The sequence below is a fragment of the Kribbella sandramycini genome (assembly GCF_013131805.1).
GTDB classification, from domain to species: Bacteria; Actinomycetota; Actinomycetes; order Propionibacteriales; family Kribbellaceae; genus Kribbella; species Kribbella sandramycini.
The window spans coordinates 20,771-44,191 of record NZ_JABJRC010000011.1 but is presented as its reverse complement, the minus strand read 5'-3'; the positions used below and the strand labels follow the sequence as shown (position 1 = coordinate 44,191).

The 23,421-nt window shown below is 69.7% G+C and carries 19 protein-coding genes; 8 read left to right on the top strand and 11 right to left on the bottom strand.

The window, feature by feature from the left end; translation table 11 throughout:
- Window positions 1-47 precede the first annotated feature (47 nt).
- Window positions 48-986: a LysR family transcriptional regulator gene (locus tag HPO96_RS33620; RefSeq protein ID WP_171678457.1), complete on the top strand. Its 939-nt coding sequence runs from the start codon at window positions 48-50 to the stop codon at window positions 984-986.
- Here HPO96_RS33620 and HPO96_RS33615 read toward each other — a convergent pair.
- The 3 genes from HPO96_RS33615 to HPO96_RS33605 all read right to left on the bottom strand — a co-directional run bounded on the left by HPO96_RS33615 (window position 974) and on the right by HPO96_RS33605 (window position 3,599).
- Window positions 974-2,368, bottom strand: a complete 1,395-nt coding sequence (locus tag HPO96_RS33615; RefSeq protein WP_171678456.1) for a dihydrolipoyl dehydrogenase family protein — start codon at window positions 2,366-2,368, stop codon at window positions 974-976. The two genes, HPO96_RS33620 and HPO96_RS33615, sit on opposite strands and share 13 nt — an antisense overlap.
- 1 nt (window position 2,369) lies before the next feature.
- Window positions 2,370-2,927 carry a hypothetical protein gene (locus HPO96_RS33610; protein WP_171678455.1) on the bottom strand — a complete coding sequence of 186 codons (558 nt, stop codon included), beginning with the start codon at window positions 2,925-2,927 and terminating at the stop codon, window positions 2,370-2,372.
- Between the two features lie 81 nt (window positions 2,928-3,008).
- On the bottom strand, window positions 3,009-3,599 hold the full coding sequence (locus HPO96_RS33605) for a TetR/AcrR family transcriptional regulator (protein ID WP_171678454.1): 591 nt from the start codon (window positions 3,597-3,599) through the stop codon (window positions 3,009-3,011).
- 302 nt (window positions 3,600-3,901) lie between these two features.
- Here HPO96_RS33605 and HPO96_RS33600 point away from each other — a divergent pair, with 302 nt between their 5' ends.
- Window positions 3,902-5,311: a S8 family peptidase gene (locus HPO96_RS33600; RefSeq protein WP_337796919.1), complete on the top strand. Its 1,410-nt coding sequence runs from the start codon at window positions 3,902-3,904 to the stop codon at window positions 5,309-5,311.
- Here HPO96_RS33600 and HPO96_RS33595 read toward each other — a convergent pair whose 3' ends face one another.
- Window positions 5,312-5,617 (bottom strand): class I SAM-dependent methyltransferase, encoded by a 306-nt coding sequence (locus HPO96_RS33595; protein WP_171678452.1) that lies wholly within the window; start codon window positions 5,615-5,617, stop codon window positions 5,312-5,314.
- A 169-nt stretch (window positions 5,618-5,786) separates the two neighbouring features.
- Here HPO96_RS33595 and HPO96_RS33590 point away from each other — a divergent pair, with 169 nt between their 5' ends.
- Together HPO96_RS33590 and HPO96_RS33585 are read left to right on the top strand one after the other, a co-directional pair.
- Entirely contained in the window at window positions 5,787-6,926 is a 1,140-nt protein-coding gene (locus tag HPO96_RS33590; protein ID WP_171678451.1) for a chymotrypsin family serine protease, read from the top strand.
- Window positions 6,926-8,476, top strand: coding sequence for a carboxylesterase/lipase family protein (locus tag HPO96_RS33585; protein WP_171678450.1), 1,551 nt, complete (start codon window positions 6,926-6,928; stop codon window positions 8,474-8,476). Before HPO96_RS33590 ends, HPO96_RS33585 begins: the two co-directional genes overlap by 1 nt.
- 46 nt (window positions 8,477-8,522) lie before the next feature.
- Here HPO96_RS33585 and HPO96_RS33580 read toward each other — a convergent pair whose 3' ends face one another.
- Window positions 8,523-8,861 carry a hypothetical protein gene (locus tag HPO96_RS33580; protein ID WP_171678449.1) on the bottom strand — a complete coding sequence of 113 codons (339 nt, stop codon included), beginning with the start codon at window positions 8,859-8,861 and terminating at the stop codon, window positions 8,523-8,525.
- A 203-nt stretch (window positions 8,862-9,064) separates the two neighbouring features.
- On the opposite strand from HPO96_RS33580, the gene HPO96_RS33575 reads away from it, so the two are divergent.
- The gene (locus HPO96_RS33575; RefSeq protein ID WP_171678448.1) at window positions 9,065-10,393 is read left to right on the top strand and encodes an FAD-dependent oxidoreductase; all 1,329 of its coding nucleotides are present in this window, start codon (window positions 9,065-9,067) and stop codon (window positions 10,391-10,393) included.
- Window positions 10,394-10,538: 145 nt separating this feature from the next.
- Entirely contained in the window at window positions 10,539-12,584 is a 2,046-nt protein-coding gene (locus tag HPO96_RS33570) for a P-loop NTPase family protein (protein WP_171678447.1), read from the top strand.
- Here the strand turns inward: HPO96_RS33570 and HPO96_RS33565 are convergent.
- Both HPO96_RS33565 and ald read right to left on the bottom strand, forming a co-directional pair.
- Entirely contained in the window at window positions 12,581-15,223 is a 2,643-nt protein-coding gene (locus HPO96_RS33565; RefSeq protein ID WP_171678446.1) for a M36 family metallopeptidase, read from the bottom strand. The genes HPO96_RS33570 and HPO96_RS33565 overlap by 4 nt on opposite strands.
- A gap of 60 nt (window positions 15,224-15,283) precedes the next feature.
- On the bottom strand, window positions 15,284-16,384 hold the full coding sequence (gene ald, locus HPO96_RS33560) for an alanine dehydrogenase (RefSeq protein ID WP_171678445.1): 1,101 nt from the start codon (window positions 16,382-16,384) through the stop codon (window positions 15,284-15,286).
- A 108-nt stretch (window positions 16,385-16,492) separates the two neighbouring features.
- Between ald and HPO96_RS33555 the strand changes: the two genes are divergently transcribed.
- Both HPO96_RS33555 and HPO96_RS33550 read left to right on the top strand, forming a co-directional pair.
- Complete coding sequence (locus HPO96_RS33555) at window positions 16,493-17,026, top strand: Lrp/AsnC family transcriptional regulator (RefSeq protein WP_171678444.1); 534 nt, start codon at window positions 16,493-16,495, stop codon at window positions 17,024-17,026.
- 25 nt (window positions 17,027-17,051) lie between these two features.
- The gene (locus HPO96_RS33550) at window positions 17,052-17,915 is read left to right on the top strand and encodes an AraC family transcriptional regulator (RefSeq protein ID WP_171678443.1); all 864 of its coding nucleotides are present in this window, start codon (window positions 17,052-17,054) and stop codon (window positions 17,913-17,915) included.
- 4 nt (window positions 17,916-17,919) lie between these two features.
- Here HPO96_RS33550 and HPO96_RS33545 read toward each other — a convergent pair whose 3' ends face one another.
- Genes HPO96_RS33545 through HPO96_RS33530 form a run of 4 tightly spaced genes read right to left on the bottom strand, consistent with a single transcriptional unit; the run spans window position 17,920 to window position 23,354 of the window.
- Entirely contained in the window at window positions 17,920-18,744 is an 825-nt protein-coding gene (locus HPO96_RS33545; protein WP_171678442.1) for a carbohydrate ABC transporter permease, read from the bottom strand.
- The gene (locus HPO96_RS33540; protein ID WP_171678441.1) at window positions 18,737-19,639 is read right to left on the bottom strand and encodes a carbohydrate ABC transporter permease; all 903 of its coding nucleotides are present in this window, start codon (window positions 19,637-19,639) and stop codon (window positions 18,737-18,739) included. Before HPO96_RS33540 ends, HPO96_RS33545 begins: the two co-directional genes overlap by 8 nt.
- On the bottom strand, window positions 19,636-20,904 hold the full coding sequence (locus HPO96_RS33535) for an ABC transporter substrate-binding protein (RefSeq protein ID WP_171678440.1): 1,269 nt from the start codon (window positions 20,902-20,904) through the stop codon (window positions 19,636-19,638). Before HPO96_RS33535 ends, HPO96_RS33540 begins: the two co-directional genes overlap by 4 nt.
- Window positions 20,901-23,354, bottom strand: a complete 2,454-nt coding sequence (locus HPO96_RS33530) for a glycoside hydrolase family 97 catalytic domain-containing protein (RefSeq protein WP_171678439.1) — start codon at window positions 23,352-23,354, stop codon at window positions 20,901-20,903. The genes HPO96_RS33535 and HPO96_RS33530 overlap by 4 nt, the downstream gene beginning before the upstream one ends.
- Between the last annotated feature and the right edge of the window lie 67 nt (window positions 23,355-23,421).

Sequence of the window (23,421 nt, the reverse complement as noted above, 5' to 3'; positions counted from 1 at the left end):
CACCTTCTTCGGCCCGATCAACACAGATCCGGTGTTACAAAGGTGACGTGAAGGCGAACTTGGACATGCGGCTGGTCCGGCATTTCGTCGCGGTCGCCGAGGAGCTGCACTTCGGCCGCGCGGCGGCCCGGCTGTTCGTCGCCCAGCAGGTCGTCAGCCGCGACGTCCGCAAACTCGAGGACCAGCTCGGCGTCCGCCTCTTCGACCGGAGCTCGCGCAACGTCACCCTCTCGGCGGCCGGGGCGACGTTCTTCCCCGGCGCCCGCGCGTTACTGGCCGACCACGACGCGCTGGTCGCAACGCTACTGGGCGCCGATGACCGCGTCGTCGTCGATGCGGTCGGCAACGGTACGACGCCGGCCCGGTTGCTTGCCGCGGCCCGCCCGTTGGAGGACGGCTTCGAGTTCTACTCCGTCTTCGAACCGAGCCTCGCGACGTCCCTCACCCGAATCGCGGCCCGCACCCTGGACGTCGGCTTCGGTCGCCTCGGCGCGCTGCCGCTGCCGGCCGGCGTCCAGCACCGCCCAGCCGGACACGAACCCTTCGCGCTCCTGCTGCCCGCATCCCACGACCTCGCCGGCACCGACCCCCTACCCCTCAAGGCGTTGCGCGGCCGCACCATCTGCTGGCAAGCCGGCGACCACGTCACCCCGGAATGGGAGGACGCCGCACTCCAGTTGCTCGCCGCCTACGACGCCATCCCAGTACCCACCCACCCCCGAGTCCGCGGCGCCGACGAACTAGCCCACCACCTCCGCCCCGGCGAGCCCCCAGTCCTCACGACCGTCAACCAACCCGAAGTCCCCGGCACCACCCTCCGCCCCCTCACCGACCCCACCCCGCTCTACCCCTGGTCCATGCTCTGGCGCACCGACTGGCACCACCCAGCCCTCCCCCTCCTCCACCACCTCCTCGACGCACAACCTGCCTCTTCCATGGCCGACGTCTGGCTTCCGATGCCGGAGAGCCAGGCTCAACGGTTGTAGGTTTCGAGGAGGCGGAGCCAGAGCTCGCTGGTGGTGGGGAAGGCGGGGACGGCGTGCCAGAGGCGGGGGAGGGGGACTTCGGCGGTGATGGCGATGGTTGCTGCGTGCAACATCTCGGCGACGTCGGGGCCGACCAGGGTGAAGCCGACGATCACTTGGCGGTCCTCGTCGACGATCATGCGGGCGTGGCCGGTGTAGTGCTCGGCGTGGAGTGCGGAGCCCGCGATGGCGGCGAGGTCGTAGTCGACGACTCGGGTGCGGATGCCGGCGGCTTCGGCGGCGGCCGCGGTCAGGCCGACCGAGGCGACCTCGGGGTCGGTGAAGACGACCTGGGGGACGGCGCGTTCGTCGGCCGTGGCCGCGTGCCGGCCCCACGGGGTGTCGTCGATGGGTTCGCCTTTGGCACGGGCGACGATCACGTCACCGACCAGCCGGGCCTGATACTTGCCTTGGTGGGTCAGGAGCACCCGCCGGTTCACGTCCCCGGCCGCGTAGAGCCAGTCGTTGACCCGCAGCGTGTTGTCGACCGTGAGCCAGTCGCCCGGGGTGAGGCCGATGGTGTCGAGCCCGAGATCCTGGGTGTTCGGCGTCCGCCCGATCGCAACCAGCAGTTCGTCCGCCTCGACCTGCTCGCCATCCGCCAGTGTGACGGCGACCGTCTGGTCGGCGTTCCGCTGGACGGCGACCGCTTCGGCGCCGAGTCGCACCGAAACGCCCTTGTTCTGCAGGGATTCCGTGACGCGCTCCGCGACGAACGGCTCGGCGAGCGGCAGGACGCCGTCCCGCGCCAGCATCGTGACCGCCGCGCCCAGCTCGGCGAACGCCGTCGCCATCTCCGCGGCGACCACTCCGCCGCCGATCACGGCCAGCCGGGCCGGGACCGCGCGCGCCGCAACCGCCTCCCGGCTGGTCCACGCGGACGCCGTCCGCAGGCCCTCGATCTCCGGGACGAGCGCACTGCTCCCGGTCGCCACGACGACCGCATGCCGGGCGGTCAGGGTCGTGCCGCCTACTTCGACGGTCCGTTCGCCGCTGATTCGCCCGTGCCCGCGGTAGAGGGGGACGCCGACCGACTCCAGCCAGGCCGCCTGGCCGTCGTCCTGCCAGTTCGAGGCGAACGCGTCCCGGCGGCGGAGCACGGCGGCGACGTCCAACTCACCGGTCACAGCCTCGCGGGCCCCGGGCACCTGCCGGGCCGCGCGTAGCGCCGCACCACTGCGGAGCAACGCCTTCGTCGGCATACAAGCCCAGTACGAGCATTCACCGCCGACCAGCTCCCGCTCGATGATGGCCGCGGTCAGCCCACCCTGGACGACGCGGTCGGCGACGTTCTCCCCGACCGGTCCCGCGCCGATCACGACGACGTCGTACGTCGAGGTCATCTCAGTTCCCCTTCGCGGCGCGGCCGAGGCGGATGGCGGAGACCAGGAAGAAGATCGCACCGAGGACGGCGTACCCGGCGATGCTCGTCAGCACCGGGTTCTCGGCCCCGGCGCTCATCACGAACGATCCACCGGCCAGCACGGACAGGCCGCCGCTGAGGATCATCGGCCATTGACCGCCCAGCGCGCGCCGCTTGATCGCGACGATCAGCTGGATCACGCCGGCGATAATCGCCCAGGCGCCCCAGACCCGCAGCACCTGCGGTACGCCGGAGCCGGTCGCGACCACCAGGCCGAGCGCGGCGAGCAGGCTGATCGCCATGTTCACGTACAGCCCGCGGGTCGGCCCGGCAGCACCGGCCGAGCGCGCGTCGACGACGGCCGCGGCGACGTCGAACAGCGGATACAGGATCAGCAGCGCGGTGGCGAGGCCGCCGAGGTGCTTCCCGGTGCTGAACAGCAGGGCCGCCCAGACGATGGCGAAGCCGAAGCGCGCGAAGTACAACCGGCGCAGCGCCGGTGCGGCGCTCACGACGGGGGAGTCGAGGGTGGTGGTCACGATGGTCCTCTCAGGAGCTGTGTAGTGAACGTTCCATTCACAGCATGCCCAATGACGGACCGAAATGCAAGACCGATCGTTCTATCTCTTCGGTGATTCCGCAAGCCCGCGGACGAGGGCCACGAACGGCGCGACCTGCGCCCGGTGGCTCAGCCCGTCGACGCTGTTACTCACCGCGAGCCCGTCCGACAGTGCCCGGCCGAGCACGGCCAGCTGGTCGACGAGCGCCGCGTCGTCCGGGAAGATCGGCGTCAGCGCCGCCGTCCAGGACGCGTGCGCGTAGTCGCGGATCCGGCGCAGCGTCTTCGCGACGGCCTCGATGTCCTTCTGCGGCCCGACACTCACCGAGACGAGCAGCCGCAGGTAATCCGGCTGTTCGTCGAGCGCCGTACAGGCCGCGGTGAACCACGCCTCCAACCGCTCGACCGGCGGCAAGTCGTCGAACGCGGCCGGCTGCGGGAAGTAGGAGTGCAACTCCTCGAACGTCCGCTCCAGAAGCGCGGCCAGCACCCCGAGCTTGTTCCCGAAGTGGTAGTAGATCGAACTCGGCGGCAGCCCCGACTCCGTCGACAACTCCGACACAGCCATCCCGTCGTACCCGTTGGCGTCGATCAGGCTGCGCGCCGTGTTCAAGATCCTGTCCCGGCTGGACACCCCAGAACCCCTCGCCATCCAGCCATGATAGGACGCGTCAACGGACGATGATGTCCTTCATGACGAATCTCCCGACGAGCAACACGGAGCCCTCGGGCCGAGAACCCCTCACCGCCGAACGGTCACCGACCGGCCCGCCCGAACAACAGCCCATTCGGCAACCGACTTCCGCCACCCCGTGTCCCGAACACAAAGTGAGCGCGAACTGACCTTCCTAACGAGCCGCCGACGCTGAGTTCAATCTGATCTTCCGCGAGTTTGGTGAGGAGTTCGAGATGCGACGACCTTGGTGGATTCGAGCTACTGCGGTGGTTTCGGGTGTGGCTGTTGTGGCGGTGGGGCTGCCGGCCGGTGCCTCTGCGGCGGCGGGGGAGTACGGGTTTGTGGTGAATGCCAAGCCGGGGGCGGGGGCGTTCGGGGCGGCGCGGGCGGCGGTGGTTGCGGCGGGTGGGGTGGTGAAGATGGAGTATCCGCAGATTGGGGTGTTGGTGGTTACTGCGGCTGATCCTGGGGTGGGGGTGGTGGTGCGGCGGTCGGGGGCGGTGAGTTCGGCGGGGAAGACGCGGACGGTGCCGGTGGCGCCGGCGGGGCCGACGATGCCGGCTGTGGTGAGTCCGCCGGTGGCGGGGAAGCCCGGTGGGGCGGAGCCGCTGGAGTCGTTGCAGTGGGGGTTGCGGGCGATCGGGGCGGACAAGGCGCATCAGAAGACGGTTGGGCGGCGGGACGTGTTGGTGTCCGTGCTGGACAACAGTGTTGACGACACGCATCCGGATCTGGCGCCGAACTTCGAGAAGTCCGCGTCGGCGAACTGTGTCGGCGGGAGGCCGGATCCGACCGAGGGGTCGTGGCGGCCGACGACGTTGACGTCGTCGCACGGGACGAGTGTGGCCGGGATCGCGGTGGCGGCGCGGAACGGGGTCGGGACGGCGGGGGTTGCGCCTGGTGTCGGGTTGGCGGCCGTGAAGGTTGCTTCGGGCGGTTTGTACACGACCGAGTCGGTGGTGTGCGGGCTGGTCTGGTCGGCCGAGCACGGTGCCGATGTGGTGAACATGAGCTTCTACGTCGACCCGTGGTACTTCAACTGCTTGGACGATCCCGATCAGCGGGCGTTGGCCGAATCGGTGCAGCGGGCAACGAAGTACGCCGAGCGGAAGGGAACGGTCCTGGTCGCAGCGGGGATGAACAGCGGCCACGACCTCGGCGCGCCTACCCTGGTGGACGAGTCCAGCCCGGGGGACGGGACGCCGGTCACCCGGACGGTCGACCGTTCGCGCTGCATCAGCATTCCGGCCGAGTTGCCCGGCGTTGTCACGGTCGCGGCGACCGGGGCGCACAACCTGAAATCGTCGTACTCGAACTACGGTCTTGGCGTCATCGACATCGCGGCGCCCGGCGGCGAGCAGGAGGACTACCAGCCGCCGACGGCACCTGCGGTGAGCAACCAGATCATCGCTCCGGTCCCGGGCGGCACCTGGGAGTACGTCCTCGGCACGTCGATGGCGACGCCGATGGTCGCGGGCGTAGCGGCTCTGATTCGGTCGGTCCACCCGAAGGCCTCGCCGGCCGAAGTCCGTGCCCGCCTCTTCGCCAGCACCAGCAAACTCGCCTGCCCGCCGAACTACGACTTCGACAACGACGGCACGACGGATGCCACCTGCTCCGGATCGACCGCCTACAACAGTTTCTACGGCCACGGCCTCCTCAACGCACAGGCCGCCGTCAAGCGCTGATCAGTAGGTCGACGTCATCACGAGCCGGCTGCCGGGGGCGGAGAGGGTGCCGATCCGCCTCCGGAGCTGGGCGAGTTCTGCGCCCGTGAGCTGGTCGGCAACGCCGTCCGCGATCCAGAGCGAGCGTTCGCCGGGCCGGAAGCCGGACACGATCAGCGACTCCACCCAGGGCCCCCGCAAGTCCGTGACGAGGAACAGGCCGGGCCGGTGCGCGCGGCTGTCCAGTTCGGTGCCCAGTACAACGATCTGTTGGATGCCGTCCACAGCATCGCCTTCCGGCAACTGCAGCCCTACAAGGGTTTCCACTCTCGCACCCTGGGCCCAATCTCCATCCGATCTACAGCCCATTACCAGCTCAGTTGCCGTCCGGCCAGAACCTGAGCAGCAATTGGGCTGTTCGATGACCGGTCCCCGGCGAGAGCGTCGTCGACGGCTCTCGCCAACCCTGCCGTCGATGACCAGAACGGAATCAGTCATGCCATTACTTCTGAAACGCGGTGCGCTCGTCGTCGCCGCATTACTCCTGTCCGCGTGGACGTTGCTGCCGGCCCAGGCGCGGTCCACCGATGACGCTGCCGTCGCGGTGGCGACTGCGGCCGCGCAGCAAGCCGCGGTCAACTTCTACCCGAACTCGGGCGGCGAGCGGACTTACGTGCTGCCGCGTGAGCAGGCCGGTCTCGACAAGGCCGAGGTCGACGTCCCGGTGCGGGTCAGCCGGTACACGACGGCGGAGGTCGATCAGGCGACCCGGGCGATCGCCAAGGTCGTCGACACGCCCGAGTATCGGCGGCAGGGGAACGTCTCGACGCTGAGCCTGGACGGCGCGTCCGACACGGTCCTGGTCGAGACCACGCTGCCGCGCGAGGTCTGGCCGGCGATCGAACAGGCTAGCCCGATCGATGTCACCGTCCGGGCGTCCGACGCGACGTCGTCCCGGCAGCAGGAGACCGTGGCCGACGCGCCGGTCGGCATCCAGGCCGACGCCTACAGCCGGGCGCTGGATCCGAGCCCGCATTTCGGCGGCGCGATCGTGAACGGCCAGGGGCGCGCGAAGCCCTGCTGCAACACGCGCTGTACGACGGGGATCGCCGTCAAACTCGAGAACGGCCGCAAGGCGATGACCACGGCCGGGCACTGTTTCCGGCTGGGCGCCTCGCTCAAGAGCGGCATGTTCAGCCACGGCAACCTGACCTACAACGCGCCGTTCCCGGCGAACGACTTCGCGCTGATCGACGCGGTCGTCGGCACCCGGAACCACAGCGGTCCGGGCGGTGCCCAGAGCCACGGAACCGTTCAGCAGTCGTCGGCTCGATCCGCCGTCGCAGGTCTCGGTGGGGTCTGCATCTCGGGTGGGGTCAGTGGTGACCGCTGCAATCTGGAGATCTGGAAAACCGCGGCCTCGTTGTGCGATGCCGAGGGGTGCACCCACGGTCTGGCCGTCACCGTCGGCCCCTGCTGCGCGCAGAACGGCGACTCCGGCGCGATGGTCTTCACCCAGGACGAATCCGGCCGGCATCCGCTGGGCAGCTACGTCGGCTCCGACGCCCACAACGAGTACTTCGAGAAGTGGACGAATATGGCGCACACTCTCGAGATCGCGGATGTGGCGTACTGATGAGACTGCGACGACTTCTGAGTGGATTGCTGGTGTTGCCGCTCGTGCTGGCGGTTGCTCCGCCGGTGGCGGGGGCGACGACGATCGTGCGTACTGATCGGGGTGCTGTGCGCGGCGCGGTCGCGGACGGGGTGCGGACGTTCGAAGGAGTGCCGTTCGCGGCGCCGCCGGTGGGGGAGTTGCGCTGGCGGCCGCCCCAGGCCGGTAAGGCGTGGCACGGCGTGCGGGACGCCACCGCGCCGCGGGCCGGGTGCTCGCAGATTCCCGGCTTCGGATCCGGGCGGATCGTCAATGAGAACTGCCTTTACCTCAATGTGGCGACGCCGAGCCGGAGCAAGGGTGCGTTGCCGGTGATGGTGTGGATTCACGGCGGCGGGTTCACGAACGGCGAAGCCGCGGCGTACGACCCGGTGAAACTGGTCAAGCGCGGTGACGTCGTGGTGGTCACGGTGTCTTATCGGTTGGGTGTGTTCGGGTTCTTGGCCACGCCTGACCTGACCGCGGAGGGCCGGAATCAGTCGGGCAACTTCGGCTTTCAGGACCAGCAGGAGGCGTTGCGCTGGGTGCAGCGCAACATTCGCGCGTTCGGCGGTGATCCGGGCAACGTGACGATCTTCGGCGAGTCCGCCGGTGCGGCGAGTGTCTGCGGGCACTTGGTGACGGCCGGGTCGGCAGGCCTGTTCAGTAAGGCGATCGGGCAGAGCTGGGCCTGCGCCGAGCCGACCAGCGCGACCGGGCAGGAGGCCGAGACGCTGGGTACGGCGTTCGTCGGGCGAACCGGCTGCGCGGACCTCGCCTGCCTGCGCGCGAAGTCGACGGCCGACGTCCTGGACACCTGGGGGACCGACGTCCCGGCGGCGCCTGTTGTCGGGGGCAAGGAGTTCCCGGTCCGGCCGGAGCAGCTGTTCGAGGAGGGCAAATTCCGGCGGGTGCCGTTGCTGTGGGGGACGACGCGCGACGAGGCGCGGCTCGTCGTCAGCTTGTTGTACTTCGACGCCGGTGACCCGGTCACGGCCGCCGGCTACGAGACCACGACCCGTGAGCTCCTCGGCGAACATGCCGACGCCGTCCTCGCGAAGTACCCGGCTGCGGCCTACCCGTCCCCGGCGATCGCACTCGCCACCATGCTGACCGACAAGACGTTGGCCCGCGGCTACTTCGGCGGTCTCAGCACCTGCCTGAACCTCCGCGGCTATCAGTCCCTCAGCCGGCACACGCCCGTCTACGCCTACCAGTTCGCCGACCGGACCGCCCCCAGCTTCAAGGACTGGCCGGACTACGACGAAGGCGCTGCCCACGGCACCGAGCTCTACTACCTCTGGCCCGGCGCCTTCGGCACCACCCTCACACCGGCCCAGAACCAGCTCTCCGACCAACTGGCCACCTACTGGACCACCTTCGCCCGCACCGGCAACCCCAACTCCCCATCCACCCCACACTGGCCCCGCTTCACCACCGACAACACCGTCCAAACCATGACCCTCGACCGAGTAGGCCCAACCAACCCCGCAATCGAGAGCAACTGCGCCTGGTGGTCCACCCTCGGCTGACCCTCGCCCGGCCCCGGCTCGTGCAGCCGGGGCCGGGCAGGCAGCTTTACAGCTGCGGGTGTTTGCCTCCGTCGGCACCGGCCCGGCCCAACAGCATCTGGATCAGGGTCGGCAGCGACCGCGCCGTGCTCCGGTACTCCGAAGCCGGTAACGACCGGCGGGCGTCCAGCCGGTTGAGCTGGACGATCGCGCCGATCACCGCGTCGAACGAGATCGGCGAATCCCCCGACCCCGCGCGGCCTGTCTTGTCAGTGAGTCGTACGCGCCGCCGAAGGGGCAGGAAAGTCGAGTAGGCGATCCGGTTCTGCCCGTGATTCGACTGCGTCAGCTCGAGGGACAGCGTCGTCGTCCGGTGCGTCGCCGAAGCATTTGCCGGAGGCAACATATTCGCGGGAGTGAGCGGAGGTTGGGCGCGGATTGAGCTGTGGGATGGGTTGTCCCCGGGCGCATGCTGGGCGCGGCACACGGACAGGACACAGTCTCAACCCGGGGCGGGTGAGAGGCACCCCGTGTGTCACCTACGGCCGGAGCGCCCGCCATCCCCACCCTTCGGGCGCTCCGGCCGTCTGGGTGGGCGGAAGGTGACCGGTGAATGAGCTGGCGGGTGGGCGGCCGGGTAGGGAGCATCGGGGGATGGAGATGGAGCGGGCGGTGGTGGTCGGCGCCGGGGTGAGTGGGTTGCTGGCGGCGATGGCGCTGAGTGCGAGCTGCGCGCGGGTGACGGTGATCGACTGGGACGGGACGGAAGGGCGCGCGGCCGGCGGGTGGCAGCCGCAGTGGTTGCTGGCCGGTGGGGCGCAGGCCCTCGAAGAGCTCGCGCCGGACTTCACCTCCGACCTGCTCGGCGTGGGCGCCTGTCCCGCCGATCCGCAGCGCGACGTGCATTCGTACGTCGGCGGCCGGCGGCTCCACGCCGGGGTGACCGGGCTGACCGGGTTCGGCCTCAGCAGGTCGCTGCTGGAGTCGGTACTGCGGACGCGGGTCGAGAAGCTGCCCCAGGTCGAGATCTGGTCCGGGTACGACGTCCTCGGGCTGATCGGCGATCGGCGGCGCGTCACCGGCGTCCAGTTGTTGCCGCGGCTCGATGGCGGCGCGACGTCGTACCTGGTCGCGGATCTGGTCGTCGACGCGGCCGGTCGCGGGTCGCGCGCGACGTGCTGGCTCGGCGAACTGGGGTACGCCGGTCCGGAGGTCGATGAGGTCGAGGTAAATGTCGTCTATGTCGGTCGGCACTACCGGCGCGTGCCCGGCGCGCTCGGCGGCCGCGCGGCCACCTGGGTCAACTACTCCCGGGAGGAGCCGCGCTGCGGGGTCGTGATGGCGCAGGAGCACGATGTGTTCGCCGTCGTCCTCGGCGGCATGCTCGGCGCCGCGCCACCGATCGACGACGACGGCATGCTGGCCTGGGCCGAGTCGCTGGTCTGCTCCGATGTCGCCGAGGTGATGCGGACGGCGGAGCCGTTGGACGAGCCGCTCCGCCTCGACGCCGGCTCGAACCGCTGGCGCCGGTACGACCGGTCGATGCCACCGGACGGCTTCGTCGCGGTCGGCGATGCGTTGTGCAGTTTCAACCCCGCCTACGGTCAGGGCGTGACGATGGCGGCTCGCGAAGCTGTCCTGCTGCGCGACGTCTGCGCCCGTACGACGGCTGTCACCCAGCAGTACTTCGCCCGCAGCACCGCCCTGCTCACGGACCCGTGGCGGATCGCGGCCGGCCGGGACGCCGCACTTCGGAGCCGCACGGCCGATCTGGCCGACCGCTATGTTCAGGCGTTGGTGCGGGTTGCTCCCGACGACCGCGAGCTCAGCGCCGCCGTCACGCGCGTGGCGAGTCTGGCGGCCCCGACCAAGGAGCTGCTCGCCCCGCGTTTGATCGGCCGGGTAGTCGCGCGCAGTCTGGCGCGCCGCGGCCGGTGAATGTTTCAGCTCACGCTCCGGTTGTGGCGTCTTTGTCGCATTTCGCTGCCCGCGCGCTTAAGCCGCGCTTACGTCGGTTGCCTGGGTGGGAAAGCGCTGTCTACTGTCGACAAAACCGGTTAAGTAACTGTCGGTGGTGGAGAGGGTGAGTATGGTCCCGGTGCAGGGTGAGGAACGGTCGCTGGCGGTCCGGCTGCGGTCGGCGCGGATGCGGCGGTTCGCCGGTCGGACCGCGGAGCGGGAGTTGTTCGCGGGCGCGCTGGCGGCGTCCCCGGCGGCGGCGTTCGTCGTGCTGTGGGTCTCGGGTCCACCCGGGATCGGCAAGACGGCGCTGCTGGAGGCGTTCGCCGAGGATGCCCGCGGCGCGGGCCGCCCGGTGGTCAGCGTGAACGGCCGCGGCGCCGGTCCGTCCCGCGAGCTGTTCCTGGACCGCGAGGCCGAGATCGCGGCGGGGGAGACGACCGTCCTGCTCGTCGACGAGGTTGCCTGGGACGAGCAGCTGGAAGACTGGTTCCGGCAGAAATTCGTCCCGTCGCTGCCGGCCGACGTCCTGGTCGTGATCGCGCACCGGCTGCCGCCCGACCCGGGGTGGCGCGCTGATCTGGCCTGGACGGAGCTGCTCCGGGTCATCTCGCTGCGCAACCTGCCGCCGGACGTCGCCGAGGAGTTGCTGCGGGCGCGCGGCGTCGGCGACAGCTGCCGGGAGCCGATCCTCGCGTTCGCCGGCGGCCATCCGCTGGCCCTCTCGCTGGCCGCCGAGGTAGCGGTGGACGGACGGCGGCTGACGCGGTCGATGCGGCCGTCGCACGACGTCGTCCGCACGCTGCTGTCGACGCTGGTCGGCTCGGTGCCGAGCGCCCGGCACCGGCTGGCGCTGGAGATCTGCGCGCACGCCTACGACACCACCGAAGAGCTGCTGCGCGCGGTGCTCGGCTCGGCCACCGAGTCCGCCGACCTGTTCGCCTGGCTGCGGCTGCAGCCGTTCATCGAGTACGGCGACCGCGGGCTCTACCCGCACGACGTCGTCCGGGACGCGTTGGACGTCGACCTGCGCTGGCGGGATGCGACCGGCTACGAATCCGTGCACCGCAAGCTGAAGGCGCATCTGCTCGAGAAGATCCGCGCGGCCGAGGGGATGGCCGCACTCGAAGAGCTCCGGGCGTTGGCCTATCTGCATCGCACCAGCCCGGTCATGCAGCGCTACCTCAGCTGGGAACGCGGCGACCTCGGCACCGAGCTGCCGATCGATGGCCAGGACGACGTCCGCGCCGTCCTGGAGCTCGGCGCCCGATCACTCGGCGAGGCGGCGCTGCCGGCGCTGAAGTACTGGTTGGAGCGCCAGCCGCAAGCCTTCTCGGTCTACCGGTCGCCGGGGTCACCGACGCCGACGGCGTTCGTCGCGAAGCTGCGCCTGGAGGAGCCGCGGGCCGACGATCTGGCCGCGGATGCGGTCGTCGCCACCGCGTGGCAACACAGCCGCGCCGCCGGTCCGGTCCGCGGCGGCGAGCACTTGACCGTCGTCCGTTACTTCGTGCTGGCCCCGGAGTGCGAGCTGCCCTGCGGCACCGGTGACTTGATGCAGATGCGGCTGATCCACGAGTGGATCAAGGGCGAACGGCTGGCCTGGACGTACGTCGCGGTCACCGACGTCGACCGTTGGCGCGAGCAGCTCGAGTATCTCGACCACGACCAGGTCTCCGGTGGGGCCGTGACGCTGTTCGCACATGACTGGCGTGCCGTGCCGGTGGAGCTGTGGCTCGACCGCTACGTCAACCATGAGCTGTTCGGCGCGGAGCTGGAGCAGAGCGTGCCGAGTGACAACCTCACCGTGCTGTCCCGCGAGGACTTCGATGCCGCCGTCCGCCGGGCGCTGCGCGCGTGGCGGCGGACCGACCAGTTGACGGCGAACCCGTTGATCCGCAGCCGGTTGGTTGCTGAGAGCAAGAACGCGGACCCGGTCCAGGGGCTGCGGGAGGTGATCGGCGCGGCCGCCAAGGTCCTCGACGGCGACGCCCGGACCCAGCATCTCTATCGGGCGGTCGCGACCACCTATCTGCGCGGTGTGCCGACGCAGGAGGTGGCCGCCGAAAGGCTCGATCTGCCCTTGAGCACCTATCGGCGGCACCTCACCCGCGGCCTCGAAGAGATCTGCGGCATCCTGTGGAACCGCGAGCTCTACGGCGCCGGCTAGCTCTGCTTGCCGAACACCTGCAACTCGGTGAGCGCCGAGTACGCGCACCCGCTGCCGAACAGGTTGTCCGGGCACGCCGTCGCGAAGTTCGGCACCTGCGGGCTGAGAATCCAGAACCGGACGTACCGGACCTTTGCCGTGTTCGCCGTCGGCGTCAGCTCGTTGAACTTGCGCAGGTCGGCGGCGGTGAACTCCCCGGTCCGCGCGGTGGCCCACGTCTTCCCGTCGGCGGACGTCTCGATCCGGTACTTACCGGTCGCGGCGGTCGGTGACGTCGCACAGTCAGGTGCCGGATCGACCGAGAAGGCGGCAACGTCGATCGGCTGCGGCAGCTTGAGGTCCAGGTGCTTCGGGATCATCACGTTGGTCGGATCGCCGTTGTCGTTACCGGTCGAGGTCACCCAGCCGCGGTCCTGGCTGCCGTCGATCGCTCCGGCCGGACCGCAGTCGTCCTCGGTGCGGTCGAGCCCGTTGAAGCCGACCACTTGGGCGCCGCCTTCGCTACCGGCCCAGTTGCGGCGCGGCGTGAAGTCGGTCGGCCGACCGGCCCGGACGGTGACGTCCTGCAGCAGAGCCTCGTGGCCCGCGGCCCGGATGATCACCTTCCGGTAGGTGCCGGGGCGCACGTCCGGCACGGCGTACTTGCCCTGGGCATCGGTCACCGCGACGTAGCTGCCGGCGAAACCGGAGGCATGACCGCTGAACACGATCTGGGCGCCGGCCACGGGCGCATTCGTGTACTTCTCCCGAACCGTCCCGGTCAGCCGGGGCGCGGCCGCCTTGGGCGGTAGCTGGAAGTCCTCGGCCGGATAGGCGTCGCCGCCGTCGACCGAGCCGGCGAACCAGCCCAGGCCGCGGTTGGCGAAGACCTGCCAGATCGCGTCGGCCCGCTTGCCGCCGGTGGCGACCAGATCGGCCTGCAGGATCGCGTTGCGCATGTCGAGCAGGGACGGATCGGGCGGAGAGAGCTCCATCGCGCGGGTGATCACGCGGACGGCGTCCGCACGGCCGAGCCGCTCGCGCAGATCCCACAGCGTCTGGGTCCACAGCTCACCCGAGGCGTGCCGCTCGGGGAAGCGGCCGATCGTCGGGAAGTCGCCGTACGTGTACCCGCCTTTGGTCCCGTCCTTCTGGACACACTGCGGACTGTCCGCATGCACCCGGCAGTCGCTCGCCATGGTGCGAATGGTCTTGCCGCCCGCGACGTACTTGCCGACCAGCAGGTCGCCCGAGGCGGTGGTGTCCCGCTCCAGGCCGTGGGCGACCAGGTAGTCGAGTGCGTAGAAGTCGGCCCAGGCCTCGTCCATCGCGCCGGACTGGATGTTGTTCAACGCGGAGATGTCGTACGCGTCGACGACCAGCCGGGCATTCATACCGTGCCCATACTCGTGGTAAAGCACGTCCGCCGAGTTCGTGCCGCTGGCCGGTACCCACGGCTCCTGCACGTCGTCGCCGCCCGGCGCGTGGAACAGGAACATCGCCATCACCGGCGACATACCGTCCGGCGGCGTGGCCATGTAAGCGTTGTTGACGTGGTCCTCATCCGGGCCGCCGTGCGTTCCGGTGCCCGCGCCGTCGAGCGCGTTCAGTTTCACCGGGTCGCCGCCGGCCGCGTCGAACGAGCCGGCCGCCGGGGTGAACGCGATCGGCGGCTTGGCCAGCCAGTCGTGGAAGTTGCCGGCCAGGTAGAACGCGTTGGTGACGCTCTGGTCCTTGTTCGCCTTCCAGGAGTCCGGCTCGGCCGGATCCCAGGTGCAGACGAACGCCGTTGCACAGAACGACGAGCTCTGGAACGGCACGATCTTGTGCTGCCCGTTCGGCACGGCGACGGTCTCACCCGGATCCGGCTGGTCGTTGTCGTTGGCATCGGCGAACGCGCTGACCGACGTCCCTTCGAGCAGCGTCTTGGCGTTCTTCAGCAGCCACTTGCGATGGATCAGGTTCTCGACGCGCTGGACGCCGCCGCTTGGTGCGCCCGGGTAGTTGTCCTGGACCAGGGCATCGCCGTGCGCGGCCCGGGTCAGGTCCTTGCGATGGTGCAACTTCCCGGTCTGTGCGTCGACGACGTGAGTGAAGACCTTGTTGGTCCCGGCGTTCACGTACGTCGACCAGCCCTTGCGCAGACCGTCGGCGCTCTCGAACCACACCAGCTTGGCGCGATCGCCGTTGCTCCACTTGACGGTGGAGCCAGTGGTCTTCGCGGCCGCGGTGGCCGGCGTACCGTCGATATCCGCGGCGGCGGCCGCGCGCGCCGTGGCGGCCGAGAGCGTCGGCGCGGCTGACCGGCTGCGGGCTTGGCCGGTCAGACCGCGGACCGGCCCGCCCACGATCGAGATCAGCTCACCGTGTTTGGTGACGTTGGCCTTCAGTCCTTTGCCGAAGACCTCGAGGTCGTCGAGCTCCTGGGTCCAGAACACGTGATGGGTGCCGAGCTCATCGACGTAGTCCTTGCGGAGTTTCAGGGTGGCGAGGTCGGCGGCCGAGAGCTTGTACACCTCCGGGTGCGCCTTGACGTAGTCCAGCGCGACGTCGGTGGCCGGCTGACCGCTGCGGCCGGTCAGGAAGGGGGACTGGGGACTTGAGATGGGCAGCAGACCCGTCGCGGTCAGGGCGACCGCGACGGCGAGTTTCAACACCATGTCCGCAGAGTTGTGGCGTTGCCGGTTCGGCCGCCAGGTCAATCGGCGCTCGACTTCTGTTCAGGCCACGGCGAGCTCCAGGCCGAAGGCCTCGGCGACGCCGTCGTTGGTGACCCGGCCGGCGAGGGTGTTCAGGCCCTTGGCCAGCGCGGCGTCCTGCTCGGTGGCCGCCTGCCAGCCGTGATCGGCCAGGGCGGTCAGGTAGGGGAGGGTGGCGTTCGTCAGGGCCCGGGTCGAGGTCTCGGGGACGGCGCCGGGCATGTTCGCCACGCAGTAGTAGAGCGACTGGTGGACTCCGAACGTCGGGGCGTCGTGGGTGGTCGGCTTGGAGCCCTCGAAGCAGCCGCCCTGGTCGATCGCGATGTCGACCAGGACCGAGCCCGGCTTCATCGTGGCGACCATCGCGTCGGTGACGAGTTTGGGCGCGGCCGCGCCGGGGATCAGCACCGAGCCGATCACGAGGTCGGCCGTCTCGACCTGCTCGGCGATCTCCCAGCGGCTGGAGACGCTGGTCCGGATCCGCCCGGCATAGCGGTGCTCGAGCTCCCGCAGCCGGGGCAGGGACAAGTCGATGACCGTGACGTCGGCGCCGAGGCCGATGGCGTTCGCGGCGGCGTGCTCACCGGCGACGCCGCCGCCGATCACCACGACCTTGGCCCGATGGGTGCCCGCGACGCCGCCGAGCAGCGTGCCGCGCCCACCGGCCGCGCTGAGCAGGAAGTAGGAGCCGGCCGAGACCGAGAGCCGGCCCGCGACCTCGCTCATCGGGGACAGCAACGGCAGCGTGCGGTCGGGCAGCTGCACGGTCTCGTAGGCGATCGACGTCGTCCCTGCAGCGAGCAGCGCATCGGTCAGCGGACGGTCGGCCGCGAGGTGCAGGTAGGTGAACAGGACCTGGTCGGCGCGCAGCAGGCCGTACTCGCCGGCGATCGGCTCCTTGACCTTGGTCACCAGGTCGGAGTCGCCCCAGACCTCCTCGGCCGTCTCGACCAGGATCGCGCCGGCTTCGGCGTACTCGTGGTCGGGGATACGGGAGCCGAGCCCGGCGCCCTGCTGGACGCGGACCTGGTGGCCGCGGGCGACGAGGGTGTCGACGCCCGCGGGCGTGATCGCCACGCGGTTCTCGTTGTTCTTGACCTCGGTGGGGACGCCGACGCGCATCGTTGCTCTCCTTCTCGCCGTTCGCGGATTCGAGCAAACTGTCGCACGTGATTCGGCTGTAGTAGCCTGAGGCTGAAGATTTTCCGACAATCCGAAGGATTCTTGCTGATGCGTTCGACGATCGGAATCCAGTCGGACTCCGAGCCGAAGAATCTTCCGAAACAAGTGCTTCAATCGGGGGCGCTTGATTCGGTCGACGAGCAGCTCCTGGCTCGTCTCGCCGGCGACGGCCGGGCCACGAACAGTGAGTTGTCGCAGGCGGCCGGGATCGCGCCGTCGACGGCGCACGGGCGGGTCCGCTCGCTGCTGGACCGCGGGGTGATCGCCGGTTTCCACGCCGCGGTCGACCAGTCCGCGATCGGCAACGGGCTGCAGGCGATGATCGGCGTCACGCTGCGCGCCGGGCTGCGGCAGGAGAGCCTCAGTCAGTTCACCCGGAGCATCCGCGGGCTCCCGCAGGTGGTGCAACTGTTCTTCGTCGGCGGTACCGACGACTTCCTGCTGCACGTCGCCGTCCCCGACTCGTCGGAGCTGCGCCGGTTCGTCGTCGACCATCTCTCCGGTGAGCGCAGCGTCGCCTCGACCCGGACGAGCGTCATTTTCGAGTACCACCGAAATGTCGTCGCGGCCGCCTTCGAATAACGCATTTCCCCGGCATCATAGGGGGATGTCGATTCAGGAAGGCTTTCGGAACGAGCGGATCGTGGTGGTGCCGCGACCGTTGGTGACGGCGGCCTTGGCGCGCCCGGTCACCCGGCGGCTCGCCGTCACCGTGGCCGGCTGTTTCCCGGCCGCCGCCGGGCACCGGATGCAAAGGCCGCGCGGTATTGACGAGACGATCGTCATTGTCTGCGCCTCCGGTATGGGCTGGGCCCGGGTCGGCGAAACGACGCACCGGATCGGTTCGCAGTCCGCGCTGATCATTCCGCGCGGCGTGCCGCACACGTACGGCGCCGACGCCGACAATCCGTGGACGATCTGGTGGTGCCACCTGTCCGGGACGGACGTCGCCGAGCTGGTCGAGACGCTGGAGGTCTCGGTGGAGCGGCCGATCGTCCCGATCCGCCGGATGGAGCGGGCGGTTGCGCTGCTCGACGAGATCGTCTCCACCCTGGAGCGCGGCCAGGCGCCGGCCTGGCTGATCGGTACGGCGGGCGCCGCGTGGAAGCTGCTCACGCAGATCAACGTCGATCGGGTGATGCCGGCCGACGGCGATCCGCTGGAGCGGGCGATGAGCTATCTGGCCGATCGGCTGGACAGCAGCGTCCGGGTTCCGGAGCTGGCGAAGCTGGTCGGCGTCTCGCCGTCCCATCTGAGCGCGCTGTTCCGCAAGGTCACCGGCGGCGGCGTCCTGGCCTACCACCAGAGCCTGCGGATGGCTCGCGCGCGGACGCTGCTCGACAGCTCGCCGGCGACGGTCGCGAAGATCGCCGACGAGCTCGGTTACGCCGACCCGCTCTACTTCTCCCGGCAGTTCAGCCGCTTCCACGGCATGAGCCCGACCCAGTTCCGCCGCCGCGACGCCGTCTGACCCGCTAGCCCTTCAGACCGCTGTTGGCGATCCCGGCGAAGAACTGCCGTTGCAACACGATGAACACCACGACCAGCGGCAGGGTGCAGATCAGTGCACCGGCCATCAGCGTCGGGTAGTCCGTCCCGAACTGGCCTTGCAGGCCGGCCAGCCCGACCGGCAGCGGCCGGGCGTCGCCGGCCGGCGCGACGATCAACGGCCAGAGCAGGTCGTTCCACGAGTAGAGCGACGTGAGGACGGCGAGCGCCGCCAGCATCGGTCGCGCCATCGGGAGCATCACGCTCCAGAAGGTGCGGAAGGTGCCCGCGCCGTCGAGTCGCGCTGCCTCCTCGTACTCCTTCGGCATGGTCAGGAAGGCCTGCCGCATCAGGAAGGTCCCGAACGCCGAGAAGATGCCGGGGATCGCGAGCGCGGGCAGCGTGTCGAGCAGGCCCAGCCCCTTCATGATGTCGAACTGGCCGAGCAGGAACAGCTGGCTCGGCACCATCAGCATCAGCAGGAAGCAGGCGAACAACGTCCGGCGGCCGGGGAAGTTCAGCCGGGCGAACGCGTAACCGGCCAGCGCCGCGACGAAGACCTGGCCGGCGACGCGCAGGATCAGCGAGCCCGCCGAGACCAGGAACTGCGCCAGGAACGGCGTCTTGTCGAAGAAGGTCCGGAAGCCGCCGGCCGTCGGCTCCGCCGGGAACAGCGTCGGCGGTAGCGACGCGACCTCGTTACTGGTCTTGAACGAGGTCAGGATCTCCCAGCCGAACGGAACCACCATCAGCGTCGCGGCGACGATCAGGACGACGTGAATGCGCCATTGCCCGGCGCCCCGGCTAGTCATAGACGACCCACTTCTTCTGCACGGCGAACTGGACGGCGGTCACGATCATGATGATCACCAGCAACACGATCGCGATCGCCGCGGCGTACCCCTGTTTGAACTGCACGAAAGCGGCTTCGTAAAAGAGATAGACGATGGTTTTCGAGCCGCTCAGCGCGGTGTTGTTGACACTGCCCAGCATGATGAAGACGAGATCGAACATCTGTAATGCCGAGATCGTCGTCAGAATGGTCACGAAGAAAACGCTCGGGCTGAGCAGCGGTAACGTGATCGCGAAGAACTGCCGGACCCGGCTCGCGCCGTCCAGGGCCGACGCCTCGTAGAGATCGACCGGGATGTTCTGCAGACCGGCCCCGAGAATGATCAGATTCACGCCGAGCCCCATCCAGATCCCGACCACCGCGAACGCGTAGACGGCGAACCGGTCGTCGGCCACCCAGTACTGCCCGGGGACGCCGATCAGCGACAGCGCGTAGTTGAGCAACCCGAAGTCGCCGTTCAGGATGAACCGCCAGACCATGCCGACCGCCACCGGCAGCGTGACCACCGGCAGGAAGAACAGCACCCGGTAGACGGCCCGGCCGCGGGCGACCTGCTGGATCATCGCCGCCAGCACGATCGCCAGCGGGATGCCGAGCAGCACGATCGCGGTGTACTTCGCCGAGTTGCCGAGCGCGCCCCAGAAGTCGGCGTCCGCGAGCAGCTTGTCGTAGTTCGCGCCGCCGGTGAACCGGCCCGGGCCGAAGACCGGCACGGTCTGGAAACTCTTCAGGAACGTGGACAGGAACGGCCACAGGTAGAGCGCGGCCAGCCCGGCGAAGGCCGGCGCGATCATCGCGTACGCCGACCAGTCGATCCGGCCCGAGGTGCGCGGGCGCGCCGGCTGTCTCGTCATCCGTTCTCGGCCAGCACTTTGTCGATGGCGTCGGCGTACTGGGCGGTGGCGTCGGCGACCGAGACCTTGCCGTCCCACGCGGGCGTCAGGTACTTGGCCTGCAGCCCCTGCCATTCGGCCGCGTTGCCCTGGACCGGCAGCGGCACCGAGTACGCCTTGGCGTCGATGAACACCTGCAGGTTCTTGAACTCCGGCATCGCGTTCATCCAGGTCTTCTCGGCGCCCTGGTACGCCGGGAGCACCGCGCCCGACTTGGCCTGGATGTTCGCCGCCTTCTCACCGCTCGCGAACAGCAGGAACTTCTTCACCGCCTCCGGGTGCTTGGTGCCGGCGTACCCGACGTTCTCGATCCCGCTCGTCACGGTCGCCTGCTTGACGCCGGTCGGCAGCGGCGCGACGTCGACCTTGGCCCGGATCGCCTGGTTGTCGTAGAGCTTCAGCGCCCAGTAGGCGCCGGACACGTACATCGCGACCTTGCCCTGCTCGAACATCGTCTCGGCCTCGGTGTCGGACAGCTGCTGCAGCGTCGGCGAGGACTTGTCGGCCTGCAGGTCGGTCCAGAACCTGATCCCGGCCTGAGCCTCCGGGCTGTCGATGGCCGCCGTCTTGCCGTCGTCGGCGATCACCTTGCCGCCGGCCTGGAAGATCGAGTTGTAGTACCCGCCCTGGTAGTCCAGCGGCGCGGCCACGCCCCAGGTTCCGGCGGCCGGGTCGGTCAGCTTCTTCGCCGTCTCGCGGAAGTCGGCCCAGGTCCAGCCGGCCTTCGGGTACGCGACGCCGGCCTTGTCGAACAGCGCCTTGTTGAACCAGACGGCGTTCGTGTCGACGTCCTTCGGCAGCCCGTAGAGCTTGCCGTCGCCCTGGTCGTACAGGTCGAGGACGGCCTTCGGGTACTTCGCGAGATCGACCTGCTGCTCCTTGACGGCATCGGAGATGTCGAGCAGCTGGTTCCCGGCGGCGTACGGGCGGATCTGCTGGGCGAGCATCCAGAACGCGTCCGGCGCCGTCCCGCCCGCGGCGCTGGTCTGCAGCGTCGACCAGAACTCGGGGTACGGGCGTTCCTGGATCTTCACCGTGATGTTCGGGTTCTCCGCGGTGAACGCGGTCGCGATCTCCTGCATGGCCGGGGTTTGGGTCCCGGCCCAGATCCCGTACGTGATGGTCACCGGTCCGTCCGACTCCGACGACCCGCTACCGCTCGAACACCCCGCGAGCAGCGCCGCGACCGCCACGATCGCCGGCGCCAGCAACGTTTTCCTGGTCATTTGCTTCCTTTCGTCACAATGAGGCGGGCCGAGGCCCAGTCCACGTGCGCGGGCGGATCGCCGGCGGCGACCTGTCGGGTGGACAAGGTGAGTACGCGAACGCCGGAGACGTCGAGGTCGAGCTCGACCGCGGGTTCTCCTGCCTCCAGTACGACGGAACCCAGCTCCCGGCCGTCGCCGCTCACGACGGCCCGGGTGCGGGTCTGCGGCGTCTCGTCGTCGATCCCCACCGCGGTGGTGAATCGGCCGGCGTGACCGCCGAAGTACAGCTGGACCGCCGATGGCGTGGACACTCCGAGCCCGTCGGCGAAGGGCGTCCCGGCGACCCGCATCGGCGCCCCGTCGGCGGGGTTGCCGCCGCCGTTGCTCTGATCGCGTTCGACCGGACCACTTTCGTTGTCGAAGGCAAGCATCGGCAAGGCCGACACGCGGTGCACGCCGGTCGCCAGCGGGACGACGGCGCGGGCGTGCGCGACCACCGGCGGCATCGCGGCCGACTCGACGGTGATGACGCCCTGCGCTCCGGGCGGCAGGTCGCTCGGCGCCTGGACGCGCCACCGGCCGTCGCCGAGCGCCGTGGCGCTCCACCCGGGCGCCACGCGCACGCGGGCGCCGGCGGTGATGACGGCGGTGTGCTGCTCGTCGAGCTCGACCAGGGCCGGTTCGACCGTGGGGGCCGCGGCCGTCGGGTTCGGGCGGGAGCGGAACAGTTCGCCGTCCGAGACGATCGCGACGAAGCCGCCGTTCGCGGCCAGTTCGACGTCGAACGTGCGGGCCGCCAGCGCCCGTTCGGCCAGCCCGCCGACGGCGTCCGCGACGATCCAGGCCTGCGGATCGGTGAGTCCCAGGCGGCTCAGGTCGACGGTGAGCACGCGCTGATCGCCCGCGGCGATACAGCCGATGAACCAGCGGTCACCGGACCGGCGTGCGAGCACGGCTTCGGTGTCGGGTGTTCCGGAGAGCAGGATCGTCTCCTCCCAGACCGGCGCGAGCTCGGCGAGGAAGCGGGCCGCGAGCGGGCGCTCGGCGTACGCCGCGACGTCGTCCGCGAAGTGCGTGATACCGCACTCGAACACCACGCTGAGCGCCAGCTCGTGACCGTCGCTGGTGACCCGGTCCGGGGCCGAGAACGCGACCGGCGTGTAGTCCATCGCGCCGACCACATTGCGGGTGAACGGCTGGATGACGTTGTGCTCGGCCGTCAGGGGGGTGTCGTTGTAGAAGACGTAGTACTCCGAACCGCGGACAGCCTCGTAGCCGACGACCTGCGGCCAGGTTCGCGCCCAGCCGCGCGGGATCACCGAGCCGTGGAAGTTCACCATCAGGCCGAGGCGCGCGGTCTCCTGCAGCACGGTGTCGTACCAGCGATACCGGTCCTTGGACTCCGACTCCATGAAGTCGACCTTGATCCCGGCGACGCCCCAGGAGCGCCAGAGCGCGAGCTTGCCGAGTTTCTCCGGGCCGTCGAGGTCGTGCCAGACGGTCCACAGGTGGACCTGGATGCCGCGGCGGCTCGCGTACGCGACGATCTCCGGGACCCAGGTCTCCTCCCAGCCGCAGTCGATCAGGAGGTGCTCCCAGGAGAGCTCGGCCGCGGCGTCCACGAAGCGCTTCTGCTCGGCCAGCTGAGCGCCGGAGTAGAAGTCGGACCACCACGACCAGGCGGCCCGGCCGGGGCGCACCCAGCGGGCACCTGCCAGTTCGGGCCGGACGGGGGCGGCCAGTTCGTCGACGAGCAGCGATTCGACGACGTCGGCGAGGGAGCCGATCACGAAGACCCGCCACGGTGTGACGTCGCCGCGGGCGATCTCGACCGGGACGTCGGCGATACCGAATCCGAGTCGCTGATCGGCGACGGCTGCGTGGGCGCCGGCGTACCGGCCGTCGATCCCGGACTCGGAGACCAGCAGGTAGCCGTCGTCCGATCGGGCGAGGAAGGGGAAACCGTACGCGCCGGGCTCGAGGTCGGCGAGGTCGACGCCGACGCGCGGGGTCTCGTACCAGGTCTGGTGGTCGAGGACCCAGGCCCGGTCGAACTGGCTCAGGTCGAGGCGGGTGTGGTCGGCGGTCAGGGTCGTGGTGCCCGGCAGCTCCGGCATGGCATAGCGGACGGCGACGCCGTCCGGGCCGATCCGGATGCGGATGACCCAGGCGCGGCCGGTTGCCGTGTGCTGCAGCTCGACCCGCAGCTCGCGGTGGTCGACCAGGTGCTCGCCGCGCGCCTTTCCGGACGGAGCGAACCACTCCTCGACGACCGGGAACTCGGCCGAGCGGACGACCGTCGAGCCCGCGCCGAGGTCGACGCCGTCCACGCCGATGCCGAGGGCAACCACCACGAGTGGCTGATCGCGGCGCGTGATCGTCAGGTCGATGGATGATTCGCCGACCGAGAGCGCGGCGCCGACAGCGCCGTTCCGGATCCTCGGGCGGCGGTCGACCTGGTTGCCCACAGTTTCTCCATGTTGCGTTGGGATAACGGCGCTCGGAACGCCTCTTGGAGCGCAACCATAGTCAGGC